The organism is Allobosea sp. 05T439, assembly GCF_056396005.1.
Genome location: NZ_JBFTKP010000052.1, coordinates 1 through 18,329, shown reverse-complemented (window position 1 = coordinate 18,329; position 18,329 = coordinate 1). Strand labels below are relative to the sequence as shown.

General features: G+C 61.4%; 22 protein-coding genes. 13 read left to right on the top strand and 9 right to left on the bottom strand.

What is annotated here, in order from left to right; translation table 11 throughout:
- Positions 1 to 2 precede the first annotated feature (2 nt).
- From AC1DIO_RS31620 to AC1DIO_RS31575, 10 genes are all read left to right on the top strand, one after another.
- Complete coding sequence (locus tag AC1DIO_RS31620; RefSeq protein WP_476854639.1) at positions 3 to 158, top strand: hypothetical protein; 156 nt, start codon at positions 3 to 5, stop codon at positions 156 to 158.
- Positions 159 to 588: 430 nt separating this feature from the next.
- The gene (locus AC1DIO_RS31615; protein WP_441507999.1) at positions 589 to 909 is read left to right on the top strand and encodes a DUF2249 domain-containing protein; all 321 of its coding nucleotides are present in this window, start codon (positions 589 to 591) and stop codon (positions 907 to 909) included.
- Between the two features lie 29 nt (positions 910 to 938).
- Positions 939 to 2,330: a hypothetical protein gene (locus AC1DIO_RS31610; RefSeq protein ID WP_441508000.1), complete on the top strand. Its 1,392-nt coding sequence runs from the start codon at positions 939 to 941 to the stop codon at positions 2,328 to 2,330.
- Positions 2,293 to 2,832: a DUF2249 domain-containing protein gene (locus tag AC1DIO_RS31605; protein ID WP_441508001.1), complete on the top strand. Its 540-nt coding sequence runs from the start codon at positions 2,293 to 2,295 to the stop codon at positions 2,830 to 2,832. Before AC1DIO_RS31610 ends, AC1DIO_RS31605 begins: the two co-directional genes overlap by 38 nt.
- Positions 2,829 to 3,113: a metal-sulfur cluster assembly factor gene (locus AC1DIO_RS31600; protein ID WP_441508002.1), complete on the top strand. Its 285-nt coding sequence runs from the start codon at positions 2,829 to 2,831 to the stop codon at positions 3,111 to 3,113. Before AC1DIO_RS31605 ends, AC1DIO_RS31600 begins: the two co-directional genes overlap by 4 nt.
- Before the next feature lie 108 nt (positions 3,114 to 3,221).
- A complete protein-coding gene (gene nirK, locus AC1DIO_RS31595) occupies positions 3,222 to 4,358 on the top strand; it encodes a copper-containing nitrite reductase (protein ID WP_476776821.1) in 1,137 nt (378 codons plus the stop codon).
- Between the two features lie 60 nt (positions 4,359 to 4,418).
- A complete protein-coding gene (locus AC1DIO_RS31590) occupies positions 4,419 to 5,300 on the top strand; it encodes an SUMF1/EgtB/PvdO family nonheme iron enzyme (protein ID WP_476854638.1) in 882 nt (293 codons plus the stop codon).
- An 8-nt stretch (positions 5,301 to 5,308) separates the two neighbouring features.
- Positions 5,309 to 5,848: a cytochrome c oxidase subunit 3 family protein gene (locus AC1DIO_RS31585; protein WP_441508005.1), complete on the top strand. Its 540-nt coding sequence runs from the start codon at positions 5,309 to 5,311 to the stop codon at positions 5,846 to 5,848.
- A gap of 31 nt (positions 5,849 to 5,879) precedes the next feature.
- Positions 5,880 to 6,131, top strand: a complete 252-nt coding sequence (locus tag AC1DIO_RS31580) for a cytochrome C oxidase subunit IV family protein (protein WP_476854644.1) — start codon at positions 5,880 to 5,882, stop codon at positions 6,129 to 6,131.
- Positions 6,132 to 6,281: 150 nt separating this feature from the next.
- The gene (locus AC1DIO_RS31575; protein WP_441508007.1) at positions 6,282 to 6,974 is read left to right on the top strand and encodes a Crp/Fnr family transcriptional regulator; all 693 of its coding nucleotides are present in this window, start codon (positions 6,282 to 6,284) and stop codon (positions 6,972 to 6,974) included.
- 161 nt (positions 6,975 to 7,135) lie between these two features.
- Here the strand turns inward: AC1DIO_RS31575 and AC1DIO_RS31570 are convergent, their stop codons facing one another.
- The 5 genes from AC1DIO_RS31570 to ubiT all read right to left on the bottom strand — a co-directional run bounded on the left by AC1DIO_RS31570 (position 7,136) and on the right by ubiT (position 11,334).
- On the bottom strand, positions 7,136 to 8,341 hold the full coding sequence (locus AC1DIO_RS31570; RefSeq protein WP_441508008.1) for an NnrS family protein: 1,206 nt from the start codon (positions 8,339 to 8,341) through the stop codon (positions 7,136 to 7,138).
- Positions 8,342 to 8,519: 178 nt separating this feature from the next.
- Positions 8,520 to 8,903, bottom strand: coding sequence for a hypothetical protein (locus AC1DIO_RS31565; protein ID WP_441508009.1), 384 nt, complete (start codon positions 8,901 to 8,903; stop codon positions 8,520 to 8,522).
- Between the two features lie 31 nt (positions 8,904 to 8,934).
- Positions 8,935 to 9,840, bottom strand: a complete 906-nt coding sequence (gene ubiV, locus AC1DIO_RS31560) for a ubiquinone anaerobic biosynthesis protein UbiV (protein WP_476854637.1) — start codon at positions 9,838 to 9,840, stop codon at positions 8,935 to 8,937.
- 34 nt (positions 9,841 to 9,874) lie between these two features.
- The gene (gene ubiU / locus AC1DIO_RS31555; RefSeq protein WP_441508011.1) at positions 9,875 to 10,852 is read right to left on the bottom strand and encodes a ubiquinone anaerobic biosynthesis protein UbiU; all 978 of its coding nucleotides are present in this window, start codon (positions 10,850 to 10,852) and stop codon (positions 9,875 to 9,877) included.
- On the bottom strand, positions 10,843 to 11,334 hold the full coding sequence (ubiT, locus tag AC1DIO_RS31550) for a ubiquinone anaerobic biosynthesis accessory factor UbiT (protein ID WP_476854636.1): 492 nt from the start codon (positions 11,332 to 11,334) through the stop codon (positions 10,843 to 10,845). The genes ubiU and ubiT overlap by 10 nt, the downstream gene beginning before the upstream one ends.
- 159 nt (positions 11,335 to 11,493) lie before the next feature.
- Here ubiT and AC1DIO_RS31545 point away from each other — a divergent pair, with 159 nt between their 5' ends.
- The 3 genes from AC1DIO_RS31545 to AC1DIO_RS31535 all read left to right on the top strand — a co-directional run bounded on the left by AC1DIO_RS31545 (position 11,494) and on the right by AC1DIO_RS31535 (position 14,506).
- Complete coding sequence (locus AC1DIO_RS31545; RefSeq protein WP_476776830.1) at positions 11,494 to 13,014, top strand: UbiD family decarboxylase; 1,521 nt, start codon at positions 11,494 to 11,496, stop codon at positions 13,012 to 13,014.
- A complete protein-coding gene (locus AC1DIO_RS31540) occupies positions 13,011 to 13,589 on the top strand; it encodes a UbiX family flavin prenyltransferase (RefSeq protein WP_441508013.1) in 579 nt (192 codons plus the stop codon). The genes AC1DIO_RS31545 and AC1DIO_RS31540 overlap by 4 nt, the downstream gene beginning before the upstream one ends.
- 221 nt (positions 13,590 to 13,810) lie before the next feature.
- Positions 13,811 to 14,506 carry an RNA polymerase sigma factor gene (locus AC1DIO_RS31535; RefSeq protein ID WP_476776817.1) on the top strand — a complete coding sequence of 232 codons (696 nt, stop codon included), beginning with the start codon at positions 13,811 to 13,813 and terminating at the stop codon, positions 14,504 to 14,506.
- A gap of 575 nt (positions 14,507 to 15,081) precedes the next feature.
- Here AC1DIO_RS31535 and hemN read toward each other — a convergent pair.
- The 4 genes from hemN to AC1DIO_RS31515 all read right to left on the bottom strand — a co-directional run.
- On the bottom strand, positions 15,082 to 16,431 hold the full coding sequence (hemN, locus tag AC1DIO_RS31530; protein ID WP_476854635.1) for an oxygen-independent coproporphyrinogen III oxidase: 1,350 nt from the start codon (positions 16,429 to 16,431) through the stop codon (positions 15,082 to 15,084).
- A gap of 144 nt (positions 16,432 to 16,575) precedes the next feature.
- A complete protein-coding gene (locus AC1DIO_RS31525) occupies positions 16,576 to 17,403 on the bottom strand; it encodes a DUF2189 domain-containing protein (RefSeq protein ID WP_476854634.1) in 828 nt (275 codons plus the stop codon).
- A gap of 259 nt (positions 17,404 to 17,662) precedes the next feature.
- Positions 17,663 to 18,013, bottom strand: coding sequence for a DUF6522 family protein (locus AC1DIO_RS31520; protein WP_476854633.1), 351 nt, complete (start codon positions 18,011 to 18,013; stop codon positions 17,663 to 17,665).
- A gap of 82 nt (positions 18,014 to 18,095) precedes the next feature.
- A partial coding sequence (locus tag AC1DIO_RS31515) for a NapC/NirT family cytochrome c (protein ID WP_441508996.1) occupies positions 18,096 to 18,329 on the bottom strand: 234 nt, incomplete at its 5' end.

Sequence of the window (18,329 nt, the reverse complement as noted above, 5' to 3'; positions counted from 1 at the left end):
TCATGACCGACGCCCAGTTCGGCCTGATCGTCGCCACCCCCGCCATCATGGTCATGGCCGTGCTGCTCTACCGCATGGGCGTGCTGCAAAAGAGCGGAGTGGCGACCGCGATCATCTGCAGCTTGCTCATCGCTGTCGTCCTCTACCTTGAGCAGTAGTAAGCCGGACTCGCGAGGATTCTGACGATATGAATCTACAAGACGCTAGGTCGCTGGCGCGAGTATCCGAAGAAATCAATATAGTTTGTCAACAATCGGCTCTTGAAGCCTTCGAGATCGCGAAAATTCAGATCTTATGCTGACGGGCTATAATCCGGATTTGATCCCGTTCGTCAGCAAGGGTGGCACTTCTGGCGAAAGCCGCGACCGGGCGAGCCATGCTATCCGCGTCCTCCGTAGAGTTTAGATGGCCCAGATCGTAAACGCCGACCGGCGCCTCTGCCGAGGCTCAGTTGAGTAATGGCGTGCCTATTAGCGATGAGCTACGCAACTGACCGCTTCTTTGAGCTTCAACAAAGTTGTTTCTGCCCCGACGGCTTAGGTTGTGCTTGTCCGACGGCCAACTGGCGTCTGCAACGAGGGTCCAACTATGGAAATTTCGAGATTCGAGCCACTTGATGTGCGCACGATCCCGCCGACTGTCCGGCACGCCACCATCTTCGGCATCATCGAGCAGCTGCAGCCAGGGACGGCCTTCTGTATCGTGAATGATCATGATCCGGTCCCGCTGCGCCGCCAAATTGAGGCGCGTTATCCCGGCGCCTATGTGTGGACCTATATCGTCGAGGGTCCCCATCTTTGGCAGGTTGCAATCGAACGCACTGATCATGCTGCCGATCACCGGACCGAGGAGCCTTCCGATGGCTGTGGCGGCCATGGCGAAGGCAATCACTGTACCTGCGGCAGCTAACACTCGTCCCCTTGCGAAGGAGCCCGGTCGTGCCGATTGCATCGCTCTCTCGCTGGACGATGAGTTACTTCGCGGCCGCGCTCGTTTGCCTATTTGCGGCCGAAGCCATGATGGTGGCTGGAATTAGCTACCCGGCATATGGGCTCGCCGAGCCCGCCACCCTCATCACTGTCCATCTACTGTCGATCGGCTGGCTCAGCCTGGTCATGGCTGGCGCCTTGCTTCAGTTCGTGCCCGTTCTAGTCGCACGTCCTCTCTCCTGTCCGCGATTGGCGTTACCGGCTCTTGCCCTGACGCTGGGGGGGCTCGCTGGGCTCTGCGCTGGTTTTGCGTCCGTATCTGGCATGCTGCCATTCGCGCCGGAATTGCTGCCGCTGTCGGGCCTGGTGCTGTTGGCGGGCTTCAGCCTGCTCGGCATCATGCTCGCCATTACGTTGTTGCGCTCTCGTCCCCTGACACTTCTGCCTCGCTTCGTGCTCGTCGGACTCGCCGCCCTCGCGGCCACGGGACTTAGCGGGTTTCTATTTGCCTGCATCCTCGCAGGGCATCTTTCTGCCCTGCCTTTTGCTGCTTTGCTGACGGACGGTTTGTCCCTGCACGCGATGCTCGGCCTCGGAGGCTGGCTGAGCTTCACTGCCTTCGGCGTCAGCTACAAATTGCTGGCCATGTTCATGATGACGCCTGACACCGAGCGTCGGACCACGCAGTTCGTTCTGGTTGGCGGAACGCTTTCGCTAGGACTCGCGGCGGGCGCCTTCTTCTTCATCACTCTCGAACAGGGGCGAGCTGGACTGGCATTTCTTGCCATGACCGGCCTTGCGCTTGTTACCCTGCTTTACGGTGGGGACATGATTTCCCTCTACCGCGCTCGCCGCCGCAAGGCACTCGAACTCAATATGCTGGCGAGTATCGTCGCCTTTGCGGCGCTTGGCCTGTGTGCATTGCTTCTGCCGATAGTGTTGCTCTGTGGAGCCCCTGAGCCGTGGGTTGCCGCTCTGGTCTTCCTGCTCGTTTTCGGATGGTTGAGTGGACTGACGCTTGCTCAACTCACCAAGATTGTCTCGTTCATGACCTGGCTCGAAGTGTTCGGGCCATTGCTCGGTCGCGTCGCGCCCCCACGGGTCGCGGACCTTCTCAACGCGAAGCGCGCGCGTCACTGGTTCTTTCTCTATTTTGTGGGTGTTATGCTTGGAACCGTCGCGCTCGCCGTCCAGGCAGGCAGCATCTTTCAGCTCGCCTCGCTGCTGTGCCTCGCCGGCACGGCTGGCATCGTCGTGGAACTTGTCCGTATTCGCCAGCTCGCCGAATTGATCCCTGCCAGCCGGACGGCGGGTGGCGTGCCTCGGCTTTTCTTACCTCAGCCCATTCGGAAAGGACCCGTTCATGGCAGCTTCAACGAACCCGCCCATCCGCGAGCTTGATGTTCGGCCGATCCTGCAGGCGGGAGGCGAACCCTTCCAAGCGATCATGGACGCCGTAGAGGCATTGAAACCTGGCGAGAGCCTCAAGCTCTTCGCTCCGTTTCGGCCCGTGCCGCTGTTTTCAGTCATGGCCAATCGTGGCTTCGGCGCCAGCGATCGGCCACTGGACGGCGGAGACTGGGAGGTGATCTTCACGCCGGTCGAAGTTGAACAGCAAGAGACATCGCTTGCCTTCGGTAGCAGTCCGTCAGCAGCTCACTGGCCCGATCCGGTTGAAGAATTAGACCTCTGCGATCTTGAGCCACCAGAACCGATGGTGCGCATTCTCGAAACGATGGAAGAGCTACGCTCCGGAGAGACTTTGTTCGCGCTACTGGCTCGTGAGCCATTGTTCCTCTTCCCGGAACTGGCGAAAAGAGGACATGAATGGGCCGGCAATTTCGATGCCAGCGGAACGGCCTACCGCCTACTGATCCGCCATGGCGGCAAGGCCTCATCATGACGGCGACACTCGACGCTGAGATCCGTAACGCTTTACGCGATGTTATGGATCCTGAATTGGGTCGCAGCCTGCTCGACCTAGGATTGATCTATTCGATCGAGACCAGCCCGGACGGCGGCGTACGGATCGCAATGACTACCACGGCCAGAGGCTGCCCGCTGGCGGGCTTTCTGAAGGACGCGGTCGAAATGCGCGTTAGCGCCGTCGAGGGTGTCTCATCGGTCGAGACGTGGCTTACCTACGACCCTGTCTGGACGCCCGCGATGATGGCGAACAACTGAATAGGGCGAAATATTGACTTTTGTTGTGCCGCAACAAAGAACGTCTCCCTCAAGTCTCTACAAAGGTGATGACCGGTAACGACCGGMCGTTCCGTTAGGAGACACGTCATGGGCGAAGACTTCAAGCTGACTCGGCGCAGCATCCTGGCAGGTGCAGCAACATCCGGAGCCATCGTGCAGGCTGTGATGGCCCCCCAGACTGCAGAGGCTGCCCCGGCGCCCCTCGTCAAGGCCAGCGCCGCCGACATTGCCAAGCTTCCCCGAGTCAAGGTCAAGCTCGTCGACCCGCCCTTCGTCCACGCCCATGAGCAGGTGGCCACGGACGGTCCGAAGATCGTCGAGTTCGAATTGAAGATCGAGGAGAAGAAGATCGTCCTCGATGCTGAGGGCACGGAAACCTTCGCCTTCACCTTCAATGGCACCGTGCCGGGACCGCTGATGGTCGTCCACGAGGGCGATTATGTCGAGCTGACGCTCATCAATCCCGAAACTAATGAGCTGATGCACAATATCGACTTCCATTCGGCTACCGGCGCCTTGGGCGGCGGCGCACTGACGGAAGTCAATCCGGGCGAAAGAACCGTGCTTCGCTGGAAGGCGACCAAGCAAGGGGTGTTCGTCTACCACTGCGCCCCTCCCGGCATGGTCCCATGGCATGTCACTGCCGGCATGAATGGCGCCATTATGGTGCTGCCGCGCGACGGCCTGAAGGATCATCAGGGCAAGTCGCTGAAATACGATCGGGTCTACTATGTCGGCGAACAGGATTTCTATGTGCCGCGCGACGCGAACGGAAAGTACAAGCGCTATGCCAGCGCCGGCGAAGCCCATGAGGATGTGCAGAAGGCGATGCGCACGCTGACCCCGAGCCACATTGTCTTCAACGGCAAGGTTGGGGCACTCACCGGCAAGAATGCGCTAACTGCGAAGGTCGGAGAAACGGTCCTTGTCATCCATTCCCAAGCCAATCGCGACACGCGCCCGCACCTGATCGGCGGCCATGGCGATTATGTCTGGGCCACTGGCAAGTTCCGCAACCCGCCCGAGCTCGATCAGGAAACCTGGTTCATCCCCGGCGGCTGCGCAGGTGCAGCGCTCTACACCTTCCAGCAGCCCGGCATCTACGCCTATGTGAACCACAACCTGATCGAAGCCTTCGAACTCGGCGCTGCCGGTCATTTCAAGGTCGAGGGCGAATGGAACGACGACCTGATGAAGCAGATCCGCGCTCCCGTCGGGATCTGAAGTCGCTCAGGAGTAGCTTCTCGCAATGGGGGGCTACTCCTTTCACCAAGGCAACCAGACATGGATATGCCCTTCCGCCGCTTCGGCTGGCCATTTGCACTGCCGCTCGCACTCATTGCGGCAACCGGCGCGGCCGCATTGCTCCCCCTGCGTGATGCCGGAGGAACCCCTCCCTTCCAACCGCAAACCGTCACCGTTCCTGCCGCCACGTTCCAACATCGGCTTGCTGGCGAGTACAGCCGCGACGGGCTGCCGGTTCGCGGGCCCCTTGTGGAAATCCGCAGCAGCGGGTTCGAAATCATGACCTATCAGGTCTCTGTCGCGGATTACGCAGTCTGTGTAGCCGAGGGCGTCTGCAAGGAAATCGATAACGTATCAGCGCCTGGCACTCTGCCCGTTACCGGCGTCAGCTACGCTGACGCAACCTCATACGCTGAGTGGCTGTCGCACAAGACCGGAGCAAACTGGCGGCTTCCGGATTCTCACGAATGGGTTCACGCGGCCGGATCACGTTTCGTCGAAGATCAAGGCGCCCCGGACAGCGGCGACCCGAACCCGGCGCGACGCTGGCTCGCAAGCTATGAACGCGAAGCCGAACTCAAGAGCGGGCGCGMACAGAAACCGCAACCCGCTGGCAGCTTCGGCACCAATGAGCACGGCGTCCACGATATTGCTGGCAATGTCTGGGAATGGACACGCACCTGCCTGACTCGCGTCACGCTGAATGCAGCAGGCGTGCCCGTCACTGAAGCGAAAACCTGCGGGATCTATGTCGTCGAGGGCCAGCACCGCGCGATGATGAGCTTCTTTATCCGTAACCCGAAGAGCGGTGGGTGTTCGGTTGGCGCGCCTCCGGATCATCTGGGCTTTCGGTTAGTCAAGGAACCGCGTTGGCATGAGCGGATCCTTGTGCGCGCTCGCCAACGCCTGCGGCTGGCATGAGCAGTCACATGCTGCAACACCATGCCACGGCTGAAAGCACCGTCCGCGAGGAACCGGAGACAGATCTGCTTCTCTGGTTGCTGATCTGGAGCGAACTTATCATCTTCGCTGCGCTGCTCGCCGGCTTCGCAATCGCGAACATTGCGGATCCGGCTGGTTTCTCCGTCGCGCGGCAGCATCTTGACCTCAGGCTTGCAGGCCTTGCAACGGTCGTGCTGCTCGGCAGCGGCCTGTTCGCCGCACGCGCGGTACAAGCACTGCGGCCGGCGCGTGACCTGATCATCGCCGCAGTCGGCGGCTTTGCCTTCTGCGCGATCAAGCTGGCCGGCTATGCGCGCGAGATACCTACAATGCCTGACGAGAGCCGCCTATTCGAACTCTACTTTCTGATCACCGGCTTCCACCTCGCCCATGTCCTGTTCGGCGCCTTGCTGCTGCTCGGCGCCGCGTGGTGGCCAAGGCCGCGTTTCGTCGCGACCATTGCCACTGTCTGGCATGTCATCGACCTCGTCTGGGTTACGATCTTGCCGATTGTGCACCTAGGGTGACCTATGAGCCTGTTTCGGCCCCCTTTCTCCACTGCGCATCTGGTTCGCGCTGCTGCTGGCCACCGCATTGAACCTTGTTGCCGCAGCTCAGTTCGGATCCGGGCCGTTTGGCGCTTTGGCCTTCTGGCTGCTTGGAACGGCAAAGGCCGCGCTAATCGTCTTTGGCTTCATGCAGATGCATCGGGAGTCCTGGCTTCTGAGCGGCGCACTCACTGGCTACACCTGCACCGTGCTGGCCTTGGCCGGCCTGAAAACAGTCGCTATCGGGGGGCTGGTTCCGTGAGTAATCCGCGGACTGACGTGCGACGTAGCGACCGCCAGCACACTCTTGAACATGGGTGGTCTACCCGCCATAGTCCGCCGCCGCTGACGGATAAAAACTCCTTTCGTACATCCGGGTTCGCCGATCCCCCGAGAGTGGAAGCCTGATACCATGGCCCTGGACCGCAGCGTCTTGCGCGAGGTTCCCCTCTTCGCCGCGATGAGCGAGCCCCAGCTGGACCGTCTTTGCGCCAAGGCGACCGCGCGCAGGGTTCAGCAGGGCGACGCGGTCTTCGAACAAGGCGATACAGCGGCGTTCTTCTATTTGCTCCTTCACGGCCGCCTCAAAGTCACGCAGGTCACACGCGACGGCCAACAGATCATTGTGCGCGTGGTACACCCAGGCGACCTCTTCGGCTTCGCCCAGGCCTTGAACCGGCGCGACTACCCTGGCACTGCCACCGCCGCCGTCGACAGTCTTGTGGCCGCCTGGCCGACAGAGTTCTGGGATTCCTTCGTCGAGGACAATCCGCATCTCGCGATGAACGCCATACGCACCATCGGCCAGCGCCTGGATGAAGCCCATACCCGCATTCGCGAGATGTCGACGCAGGAGGTTGAGCGGAGAGTTGCGCACACCGTCCTCCGGCTCGTCGACCAGGCCGGCCGCCGCGAAGTAGGCGGCACGCACGTCGATTTCCCGATCTCGCGGAAGGATATTGCCGAAATGACCGGTACGACGTTGCATACCGTCTCTCGTATTCTGAGCGCCTGGGAGGAGCAGGGACTGGTCGAAGGCGGGCGCCAGAAGCTGATGGTGCGCGACATCCCCGGCCTGACACGGTTGGCCGAGGATGCTGAATAGGCGGCCGGAGGCAGTCCACGACTGAGCAACCCCTCCTGCCCCATCCCGCTACCGGGATCAGATGCCGAGAGGAGGCGCGAAATCGCACTCGCGTTTGCAAAGGCTGCTAGCGGTGTCGTCCCAACCGGATGTTGCTAAAATCCCGCCAACGGCAAGTGACCTCACGCTGAACGCATAACAGCTTCAGCCTTCGTGGCGAGACGCGGACCAGTGAGGACCTTCCAATAGGCCACCCCAAAGACAAGGAAGGCGGCCGACCAAGCGAGGCCCGCGATATGCAGCAGCGAAGCAGGCCCGTGGCCCGTTGCCGAGCAGATCCGGGCCACGGCGCCAATGACCACGAGGCCGTAGACAACCTGAGTGGCCGGGGTGGCGACGAGAGGCCGTCCCGTATGGCCAAGGCTGGAGCGTGACATCACTGCGAGTGTCAGTGTGGCCATCGCGCCAGCCGTCCAAGCATGCGCCCCCGCAGCGGCCGGAAGCAGGTCGAAACTAGCCATTCCAGTGAGTGCGAAGCCGAGCGGCACAAAGGCGTAGGCAACATGAAGGATGACCAGTAGCGGATTCCGCCATGTGCGATGTCCAGCCCAGCGCGCGAGCCGGAAAGCGTGGAGCCCGGCTCCGGTAAGGAGCAGCCCCCCTGTTGCGGGGCCGTCAGGGAGAACAATCCAGCCAACCAATGCAATTGCTGTCGCGGCTAGAACTGCCTTGTCATAAGCGCCGAACGAAATAGGAAGGCGCCCCGGTCCCTGTGCGGCGAGCCAGTTGCGCGTGAAACTTGGAATGATGCGCCCGCCAATAAGCGAGACGAGCGTAATGATGACGGCAATGGCGAGCCGCCGTCCATACACAGCCGACCCGGCGATCCCAGCCTCGAGGTGAAAGGCAAGGTTGGCTACGAGCAGCAGGCCAACAAGAATGACGACCTTGAGGTTGCGCCAATTGCGTCCGGCGAAAATTTCCCGCGCAGCGGCAAGTGCGAGCAGTGTGAGAAAGGTGCCATCGATCAGCATCGCCGTGCGCCAGCCCAGCCACGCGGAGGTTGCGACTGCGATGCGGCCAGCAAGCCAGGCGATGACCAGTACGAGCAGAGGAGTGCCTTGCACTGGCAGTCGCCCCGTCCAGTTCGGAATAGCCGTCAGAAGGAAGCCTCCTATGGCGGCAGCCTGATAGCCGAAGAGCATTTCATGGATATGCCAGTCAACCGGCACGAAGGCCGTGGGGAGGTCCAGCCGACCAGTCACGAACGGCAGCCAGATCAAAACCGCGACGCCAGCATACAGCGCGCCGATGAGATAGAGCGGACGAAAACCGTAGGACAGCAGGGCGGGGCCGCCATAAGACCGCAGACGGGGAATCGGAGCCATGATACCTGCTGTCCTCTGCATATCGCGTTCAATCAGATCGCCGAACGATGCCGGACAATTTGATCACTTCGCCGCCCGATCCGCGAGCTCATCGCAGACATTTCCGGAACGGCCGGGACTGGAAATCTAGCCGTTCGTCTGATGCACCGGTTTGCGAAAAGACAAAGAATTCGATTCTTCAGATGCGAGCGTCCAACGCCCTGAGGGCTGTCGCGCTGGCTTGAGCGCAATGGGCGATCTCGATGAAAAGCAATGCCATCTCCTCAAAGACCGTTCKATCACTCTCAGCTTCCGTGACCTGATCGAGTTCCGACAGGAAAGCGAGAAGTGCGACGATGCGCTCCTTGTGATCACGAGCCTGGGCGAGCCTACGCCGTCCGATACGGCGCTTTTCCATCAGGCTAAACCGGTCCAGCGCGCCGGTGAGTGTCTCCCGGCATTGGCAATCCAGGCCGGCCGGAAGGAGGACATGGCGAAGCCTTCCGATTAGCTCACCGGCTTCATCAACCGGTATACGGGATAGGGCACCATCGGCGGCCGGAATTTTGGGATCCTTCGGCATAGCTGCCTCCCTGCGATCGTGGCGCGGATATCTAGGCCACCGCGGTCGCGCCGGATTGAACCCGGGTGAAGCCGGGTGCGCCGTGGAGAAAACCGTTTGCGAAAGCCACTCCGGGGTAGATCTCTTCGAGTAAGCGACTTGCCTCGCCGGCTTCGACACGCCCGTCAATCGCATCACGAAAAGCCTGCGCGACGCCCACCATGTCGCACCGTTGCGGTGACAGCCGAAGCGAGTCCACACCAGCCTTCGTCAAAGCGGGGATGTCTTCGATCAAATTGGCGCATGTATGGGACAGCGTCTGAACGCCATTCACCGTGAGGAACCCCTCTCCCGTCAGTGTCTCTACCGCAAGACCGTCCAAATCCTTCTCACAGACAAAGCGACAGTTGTCCTTAGAGAGCTTGTGGATGCGGGCATGATAGCAGCGCGCGGAGATGGCCAAGGGCACCTTCCCGAAGGCGAAGACCTCGATAGCGACGTCCGGAACGGCGGTCGCGATCGCAGCGACCGATGCCAGGGGCAACTCCGGCGGCAAACAGAGGCGCTGCGCGCCCAGTCCAGCCACGAACGCAGCGGTAGCTTCGTTATAGACATTGACGAACGGTCCGATCGCATGCGGACGCTGGGCCAGCGAGGCCAGGCAGGTCAGATCATTGACTTCGACCGTTACCCCCCCCTGCATCAGTTCCGCCATCTGTCGCCGCTCACGCAACAACGAAACCAGGATGAGCGAGGAGTGCAAAACAACTTTGCCTGCAGCCTCCAGCCGTTCAACGACGGCGGGCAGATGTTCGATGAAGAATGGCGATCGCTTCGAGCAGACAGCCTCGCCGACTACGACAATATCGACCGGCGCCTCATCAGCCACCCGAAAGTAAAAATCGCGCCAATCGTCGGCGGACCAATTGAACAGCACTGGGCCGAGAGTGAGCTGCATATGAGATGTCCTCGGAATTTGCCGCGCGAATTCGTCAGCGCCACGTCTTGCGATAGGCTCCGACTGTGGTCGTCTGACCCTCGGTCATGCGATTCAAGCCTTGGGCCTCGATCGTTCGCCCCTCGTCGAGCGCTGCGATGGCTCGCTTAAACGAGCGCACGACCTCGGCGACATACGCGCGTCCGCGCTGGCGGCCTTCGATCTTCAATGCCGTTACGCCAGCTTTCTGAAGGCCTGGTAGCATGGTGGCGGCATCAAGGCTGACCGGCTCTTCAAAAATGTAACCAGTTCCATGCTCGGTGGCGAAGCGCCCCTTGCATAACGTTGGGTAGCCGACCGGCTCGCCCTTCTCAAAGGCGTTTATGGTGAACCCGCCGAGCCGCGAAACAGTCCGGCGGTTCACCTGCTCATAAGCAACATGGCTAGCTGGTGAGCAGACCCCTTGCATGTTCGGTGACTTGCCGGTGGCATAGGACGAGAGCGAGCAACGGCCCTCCTCCATGACGCAAAGCCCCCCGAAGACGAAGACTTCGGTTTCGCAATTTGCCTCGCGAACCACGGCTGCGATCTCTGGCACGCTCAGAACCCGGGGCAGCACCACGCGGCGAACTCCGAAGCTCTCGATATAAAAGCGAATTGCATCCGCATTGGCCGCACCAGCCTGCACCGACAGGTGCAAACGCTGCTCCGGATGGCGAGTGGCGGCATAATCGAGCACTCCGACATCCGCCAGGATCAGAGCATCGGCACCGGCGGCCACGGCATCGTCCACCGCGGCGCGCCAGAGGCTGAGAGCGCCCGCCCGAGCAAAGGTGTTGATCGCCACCAGGACTTTGACCCCATGCCGATGGGCTAAGGCGATCGCCTGACGCAGCTCTTCACGGCTGAAGTTGAGGCCAGGGAAATTGCGGGCATTGGTCTCATCGCGGAATCCGCAATAAACCGCGTCGGCTCCAGCTTCGACCGCCGCTCTCAAAGCCGCGGGGGTTCCGGCCGGACAGATCAGCTCCATGATCCAGCTCCGGCCGTCGCGGTTGCGAACTGATGCCGGCTGAGGAGTTTGGCGATCCCTCGTCCGGGCAAGCCAAGCCCGGCTAGGAACTCGTTCGCGAGGTTGAGTCCGGCATCGTCTACGGCATTGCGCAATGCGAGCACGGCTTCGATATCCCCTTCGATATCGAGTTGGCGCGAGAAGAACAGTGCGTCGCCATCCAGCCGGCCTTCAGCCATCCCGACCAATGCCGACAACGGGCCGCGAATGCTCGCATCAAGTCGAGAAGGAAGGCAGCGAACGGCGGTTGCTTCGGGGCGTATCAGTTTGGGCTCCAACACGAATGCGAATGGCAGGTCGGTCGGATCGATGCCGAAGCGCTTGTTCGCGTGGCATCCCAATCGCTCGTAGAGGCCGGGATGACGTTTCCCGATGCCATATAGGAACAGAGCAAGCACGTGCTGCAGAGGCGCGAGCGGAAGCGGGCGCAAAGCCAGCGACAACAAATGGGGCAGGCTCGGGGAAGCTATTGGGGACGATGGCATCAGGTGACCTCCGACCGGCAGAGTAGCGAGGAGTGTTCGGTTTGATCGTTGCGCCCGGACAAAGACGGCTGCGAATGGCTCAGGCGATGATCGCTCAAGAACGGAGCGCTTATCTTGCTGAACCGCCGCCACCTTCCCGCCTTTCGCCACTTACGTGGCTTCGTCGATCACCTCGAGGAGGCCGGTCAGCTTAAGCGCATCAGCGAGCCGGTCAGCGTGGTGCATGAGGTCACTGAGATTCACCGCCGCGTCCTCAGTGAGGGCGGCCCCGCCTTGCTCTTCATCCGACCGATCCGGCCCGATGGTTCTCAGGCCGAGATGCCACTGCTGACCAATCTCTTCGGCACAGTCGAGCGTGTGGCCTGGGGGCTCGGTGTCCGGCCCGAGGACTTGCCGGCCTTGGGCGAAGCGCTGGCCGAACTACGCGCGCCGCAGGCCCCCCGTGACCTTGCCGATGCCTGGCGCAAATTGCCGCTGGCGCGGGCGGCGATGACGATGCGCCCACGTCGGCAAAACGGGGCCCCTGTACAGGAACGTGTGTTCCGCGGTGACGAGATCGACCTGCGCGCCTTGCCGGCGCAGATCTGCTGGCCAGGCGAACCGGCGCCGCTACTCACCTGGCCGCTGGTCATTACAAACCCGCCCTTGCCTGAGGGCGAGAGCAATGTCGGGGTCTACCGGATGCAGGTTCTCGGCCGTGATCGGGCGATCATGCGTTGGTTGGCGCATCGCGGCGGGGCGCGTCATCATGAGCAATGGCGCCGTTTAGGTCGCGACATGCCGGTTGCCGTTGTAATCGGAGCCGATCCCGCCACCATCCTCTCCGCGGTCCTTCCGTTGCCGGAGACGGTCTCAGAACTGCGGTTTTCCGGCCTTCTGCGCGGCGAGAGGCCTGTGCTCACCCCGTGTGTGACAGTACCGCTCTCCGTTCCTGCTGAGGCCGAAATCGTGATCGAAGGCACGGTGTCGGCAAGCGATACAGCGCCCGAAGGCCCTTTTGGCGACCATACTGGCTATTATAACGCCGTCGAACCGTTCCCCGTGCTGACTGTCACCGCGGTGACCATGCGCCGCTGTCCACTCTATCTTTCCACCTTCACCGGCCGTGCCCCAGATGAACCATCGCGGATCGGCGAGGCGCTAACTCCGCTATTCCTGCCTCTGTTGCGCCGCCAATTTCCAGAGGTCGAAGATTTCTGGCTACCGCCGGAGGCCTGCTCCTATCGCATCGCAGTCGTTTCCATCAACAAGCGCTATCCGGGCCAGGCGCGCCGGCTGATGCTTGGGCTCTGGTCAATACTCCCGCAATTTACTTACACGAAGCTGCTTGTCGTAGTAGATACGGATATCGATGTCCGGGACTGGCGGGAAGTCATGTGGGCTGTCGCGACGCGCTGCGACGCCTCTCGCGACCTGGTGAAGTTGACCGATACGCCGATCGACTACCTCGATTTTGCCAGTCCCAAACCAGGGCTCGGCGGCAAGCTCGGCATAGACGCCACCAACAAGATCGGCCCTGAAACCGAAAGGGAGTGGGGTGAGGTTTTGGAGATGGATCCCGCAGTGGTCGCCCGGGTCGATGCGATCTGGGCCAGCCTCGGGCTGGATTCGCCCAGCGCAATCAAACGGGCATCATGACGAACCTCCCAGAACGCGTCGTCGTCGGAATTAGTGGCGCCTCCGGTGCCGCGATAGGGCTTCGGGTTGTCGAACTGCTGGCTGCGGCTAGGTCAGTGGAGATTCATCTCGTTGTCTCCCAGGCAGCCGAACGGACGCTCGTTCACGAAGTCGGCCCGGGGGCCTTGGAGCGTGTGCGGGGGCTGGCAACTCACTGCTACAACAACCGGAATATCGGCGCGACTATTGCGAGCGGTTCCTTCCGGACAATCGGCATGATCGTTGCGCCCTGCTCGATCCGCTCGCTCTCGGCTATTGCTTTCGGCCAGCTGGACAACCTGCTAGTCCGGGCTGCCGACGTGCAGCTAAAGGAGCGTCGCAGGCTGGTGCTTCTGGTACGCGAGAGCCCGCTGCACCTCGGTCACTTGCGAACGATGGCGCAGGTGACCGAAATCGGTGCGATCATCGCCCCGCCAGTTCCGGCATTCTATATGAAGCCCAAGTCACTCCGTGACGTAATCGATCATGTCGCCGGCCGGGCAATCGCACTGCTGGGTACCGCGAGCGGCATTGAACTGGCTGAATGGGGTGGCTGAGCCTGCAGCGGCGCTGTCGTCACGGCCGGCCAACGCCTCCCGCCCAGCCCGATTCCCACATGTCGAAACCTGGCTCAGCCCGGCTCGCGCCGGCGTTGCTCCTGTTCGTTTGGGCGGGCGGCTTGGACGGTCACCTCCCTCAGCTTCGGCTCACCAGTTGATTATCCACGGGGAACCTTTTTCGGCGCGCGCCATCTGATGAATAGGAAGGAGGATTGCTCATGTCACATGCTCGAACAGGCAACCTCGACGCCGTCCTCACTGCCGACGATATGGAACTGGTTCGGCGGGCCCTCGCGCGTGACCAAGAGGCGTTTCGCACGATCATGCGGACGCATAATCAGAAACTCTACCGAATAGCCCGGGGCGTTATCCCCAATGACAGCGAAGCAGAGGACGTGGTGCAGGAGGCTTATGTCCGGGCCTTCTCCTATCTCGAAAGATATCGCGGAGAGTCGACGCTTGGCACTTGGCTGTCGCGCATCGTGATCAACGAGGCGCTGGGGCGCCTGCGCCGAAACCGGCGGGCGGTCGAGTTTGCGCAATCGAGAGATCCGGGTGTCGATGCGCGGATCATTCAGTTCCCCGGCAGCTCAGGTTGCGACGACCCGGAGCGAGCGATGGCGCAACGTCAGATCCTGCAACTTGTTGAGCGGGCGACCGACAATCTCCCCGACGTCTACCGTTTCGTCTACATGGCACGGGTGATCGAAGGTCTGAGTGTCGAGGAAACGGCGGAGTTGCTCAGCGTAAGGCCGGAGACGGTCAGGACCCGACTGCACAGGGCTCGCCTTCTCCTGCACCAGGAACTGGACGAACAGATCGGGCCCGTCTTGCTCGACGCATTTCCCTTTGCGGGCCGGCGCTGCGATCGCCTGACTACCGCCGTGATGAGGCGGCTCGGTCTTCCGGATTGATGTCCGGGAACGTCTTCGACCGCACATCGCGGCGGGACTCAAGTGAGAACTGGAACATGCCATTGAACCGATGCGCCTATCCGCGTTCGCGCGCGGGGCGGCCCTTTGTTGTGGCTGTTTGCGCCAGAGCAAAGAACCTCGCTCGACTGCTGCGATGATGTCGGTTGTGGAGAAGGGAAATGAACAGCTCTTCGCGCGAAGTCTTGCGGTTTGGTGGCGCGGCTGTGGCGGTCGCGAACGCAGTCGGGTTGCTGTTCATCTTCACGGACGCATGGCCCCATGAAGAGGCAATCAATGCAGCTCGGTCCATATCGATAGGGCCTACGCTCCTTCTGATTATCGGACTTGTTGCCCTGGCGGTCAGCCATGCGGGAGTGCGCTAAAGGCCCTCTTGTATTTTCCAGAGCGCGATTGTCAGATTCTTGGCTGCACTTGCTTGCGCTCAGGCGGCCTTGACCGCCAACTAGGCAAATGCCGGGTAAGTGTTTCCCGGATTAGAAGCAATTAAATTTGATGGGATACTTCCGGTGATAACGGCTGAGGCGGAGACCTTCGGCTGCTGACGGGCGGTTCCTTTACACGGAGCGGCTGTAACTGCGCGCCGGCTGGCCGAGATAGGCGTCGAAGACCGAGGCCACCTTGCGCACGAGCAGGCGCGAGTCCTCGGGCATCAGCACGCGGCAGCCATCGAACTGAATGACGCCCTCCTCCGCCAATTCCTGCAGCCGCGGGAAGGACTGTGCCAGTTCGTCCGGGCTTGCCTTGTGCCTGGCGCAGACGGCGCCGATATCGACCTCAAGATCGCACATTAGGCGCTCGATCAGCTCGGCGCGCAGCCGGTCGTCGGCGGAAAGCCGGAAGCCCTTGGCTGTGGCCAGCTCACCCTTCAGCACCCGCTCGGCATAGCGCCCGAGCACGACCTCGTTCTGCACATAACCGTTCTCAAGACGGCCGATCGCTGAAGCGCCAAAACCGATGAGCGTCTCGGCGCCGTCGGTGGTGTAGCCCTGGAAATTGCGGCGTAGCGCGCGCTCCGCGCGCGCCTGCCCCATAGTATCATCCTGCAGGGCGAAATGATCGAGGCCGATGCGAATATAGCCGGCGGCGACCAACGCCTGCGCTATCGCCTCGGCCTGTTCGCGGCGCTCCAGACCGTCAGGCAAATCCTTCTCGTCAATTCTGCGCTGATGCTTTTTGAACTCAGGAACATGGGCATAACCGAAGACGGAGAAGCGCTCAGGCCGCAGTTCGACGCAGCGCTCGACTGTTTCGATGCAGGATCGAACGGTTTGCTTCGGCAGGCCGTAGATCAGGTCGAAATTCACGCCGCTGATGCCTGACGCCCTTAGGCCGGCAACGACGGCGGCGGTCTGCTCGACGCTTTGGATGCGATTGATCGCCTTCTGCACAGGCGGATCGAAGCTCTGTACGCCAAGGCTCGCCCGATTGACGCCGGCAATGCCTAAAGTCTCCATCATGGCCGCGGTCAGCCTGCGCGGATCGATCTCGACCGCGATCTCGGCTTGCGGTTGGATCGCGAAATGCTTGCGCAGCAGAGCCATCAGACCGAGGAAATCCTCCGGCGTGACGATGGTCGGCGTGCCGCCGCCAAAATGAATATGGTGGATGTGAAGCGGTGCCTGGAGCTGACTCGCGACGGTCTCGATCTCTCGGCGCAAGACCGCGAGGTAATCGACGATAGGCTGGTCGCGCAGCGCAACGGTGGTGTGGCAGCCGCAATACCAGCACATCGAACGACAGAACGGGACATGGAGGTAGAGCGAGGCCTTCGCGGTTGGCGCGAGATCCCCGAGCCAGTCGCCATAGCTTTGCGCGCCAACCCCATTCGTGAAGTGCGGCGCCGTTGGATAACTCGTATATCGGGGCAGCCGTTCGTCGAGATATCGCGCCCGATCATCCCTCACGTTGTGCTCTCCTGACTTGCCAAGGACCGTTCGTTGGCAGCACTCTAGAGCACTTACGAAGGACGTCTTTGACGTATCACAAGCTCAGGCGTTTCCTTGAAATGCCGGGATGCGCAGGCCCCTAAGCACGTCACCGCGAAAGCCCTATGATGCGATCGCGCGATACGCATACCAGGTCCCGTGCCCCAGCAGCGGGAACAAGACAATCAGGCCGAGCAGCCCAGTTGCCAGGCTCAGCATAAGCAGCCCGAGGACGACCCCACCCCAGACCAGCATCACTGGCAGGTTATTCCAGACCAGCGCCATGCTTGCGCCCATCGCGGTTAAGGCGTCGACACGTCTGTCCAGCTGAATCGGGAGGCCGAAGACGCTGATGGCAAAGGAGAAAGCAGCAAACAGAATTCCGACCGCGCCACCAACCAGAACCAGCGCCCAGCCAATACGGGTCGTGAATAGCATTGGTGCGATGAGGTCGAATCCCGGAAGTGGGCGTAACACCAAGATTAGCAGACTCAGAAGGACACCGGTGAACAGGACCTGCCCACCAAGTGCCGGTTTCACGAAGATCATCTGCGGCAAGCCAACCCGGTCCCCCATCGCCAGGCGGCGGCTCTTCTCATAGAGGCCGACGGCGAGAAGCGGACCGACAATCATGAAGCCTGCCAAAACCGGAACTAGAACGTAGTACCCACCGAAAGCGACGAAGCCGGCGATGACGCCGAGCGCCACCAGGAAAACCAGGAAACCATAGATCAGGCTCGGCACCGGGTTATCGATGAGGTCGCTCCAGCCAGCGGCGAGCCAATCGAAGGCGGYCGAGGGCGGAACAGCGTGGCTCCACTCGTTGGCGGTCAGTTCGGGAGCGCGGAGATCGAGCTTGCTCTTGCCGTCGCCGCCGCGACATGCGGGACAACTCCCCAGGTAAACGGTCTTGCCTGTGGTGAGCATGCTGTCGCGGCCAAGGGCCTGCATTTTCGGAGTGCGGCTTTCGCCGTTCTCTACGCTTGCATCAGCGCCTCGGGTAGGCCATCCCAAGGCAGGGACGGCGCAATCAGATCCAGATACGCATCCGCAGCATGACCCAGGGTGTAAGTGCCGCTGAAGAACGCGCGACAGATCCCCCACATGATCGCAATCAGTTTCGGATCGGCTTAAATCTGCGCGAAAGCGGTCGCCTACGACTGCCGTGTCCTGGTTCAATCCGCCGCGGTGATGCAAGCCGAACATCGCGTTACCCGCCGGCCGGCAGAACAGGGTCTAATACCGGATCGGCCAGATTTCCGATGGCGTCTTGGCTCCCTGCAGCCCGAACGTTTATCCATGTTCCGCTTGCGCGCAGATGGCGTAATTCTTCGCTCTCGATTTGGCCCTCCGGTMCCAGCACCGCTTGCCAGATGCGGTTGCCACAACGCAGTGCAAGCCGACATCGACCGGCATCCTCGCCAATCCCAACCTCGACGCGACTATGGACCAAGCCGCGGCGCATGAGTTGTCGCATCGCCGAATTCGAAATGCCGAGGCGCCCCGACAGCACCGTAGCGTCCATCGTTATGTCGCCCGCATCATCTCGAACGATTTGCACGGTTCGATTCCTTCCCAGGGACACTCCTCTAAAATAGGGCACGGCCTAAAGATGCGGTCAAGATACATCTTTATGAGTGACTTCAGCGCGTCTCGATGCTGGCGAGATAGGCGCGCAATTCCCGCTCGGGCCCATGCCATGAGGCGCTGCCCTTGCCCTGGAGCTCGGGGGCTTCCTTCCAGCCGGGCTCGATACCGGTCATGTCGGGCAGGAGATGGGCGATGCCCTTGTGGCAGTCGATGCAGGTCTTCTCCTTCGGAATCAGGAAGCGGCTGTGGATCTCGGCTGCCCGGCGCGTCTGCTTGGTGAAGTCCAT

Excerpts from the sequence above, each read along its gene's own strand:
- AC1DIO_RS31620 (WP_476854639.1), top strand. The coding sequence starts at position 3 with ATGACCGACGCCCAGTTCGGCCTGATCGTCGCCACCCCCGCCATCATG.
- AC1DIO_RS31615 (WP_441507999.1), top strand. The coding sequence starts at position 589 with ATGGAAATTTCGAGATTCGAGCCACTTGATGTGCGCACGATCCCGCCG.
- AC1DIO_RS31605 (WP_441508001.1), top strand. The coding sequence starts at position 2,293 with ATGGCAGCTTCAACGAACCCGCCCATCCGCGAGCTTGATGTTCGGCCG.
- AC1DIO_RS31600 (WP_441508002.1), top strand. The coding sequence starts at position 2,829 with ATGACGGCGACACTCGACGCTGAGATCCGTAACGCTTTACGCGATGTT.
- nirK (WP_476776821.1), top strand. The coding sequence starts at position 3,222 with ATGGGCGAAGACTTCAAGCTGACTCGGCGCAGCATCCTGGCAGGTGCA.
- AC1DIO_RS31585 (WP_441508005.1), top strand. The coding sequence starts at position 5,309 with ATGCTGCAACACCATGCCACGGCTGAAAGCACCGTCCGCGAGGAACCG.
- AC1DIO_RS31575 (WP_441508007.1), top strand. The coding sequence starts at position 6,282 with ATGGCCCTGGACCGCAGCGTCTTGCGCGAGGTTCCCCTCTTCGCCGCG.
- AC1DIO_RS31570 (WP_441508008.1), bottom strand. The coding sequence starts at position 8,341 with ATGGCTCCGATTCCCCGTCTGCGGTCTTATGGCGGCCCCGCCCTGCTG.
- ubiV (WP_476854637.1), bottom strand. The coding sequence starts at position 9,840 with ATGCAGCTCACTCTCGGCCCAGTGCTGTTCAATTGGTCCGCCGACGAT.
- ubiU (WP_441508011.1), bottom strand. The coding sequence starts at position 10,852 with ATGGAGCTGATCTGTCCGGCCGGAACCCCCGCGGCTTTGAGAGCGGCG.
- AC1DIO_RS31540 (WP_441508013.1), top strand. The coding sequence starts at position 13,011 with ATGACGAACCTCCCAGAACGCGTCGTCGTCGGAATTAGTGGCGCCTCC.
- AC1DIO_RS31535 (WP_476776817.1), top strand. The coding sequence starts at position 13,811 with ATGTCACATGCTCGAACAGGCAACCTCGACGCCGTCCTCACTGCCGAC.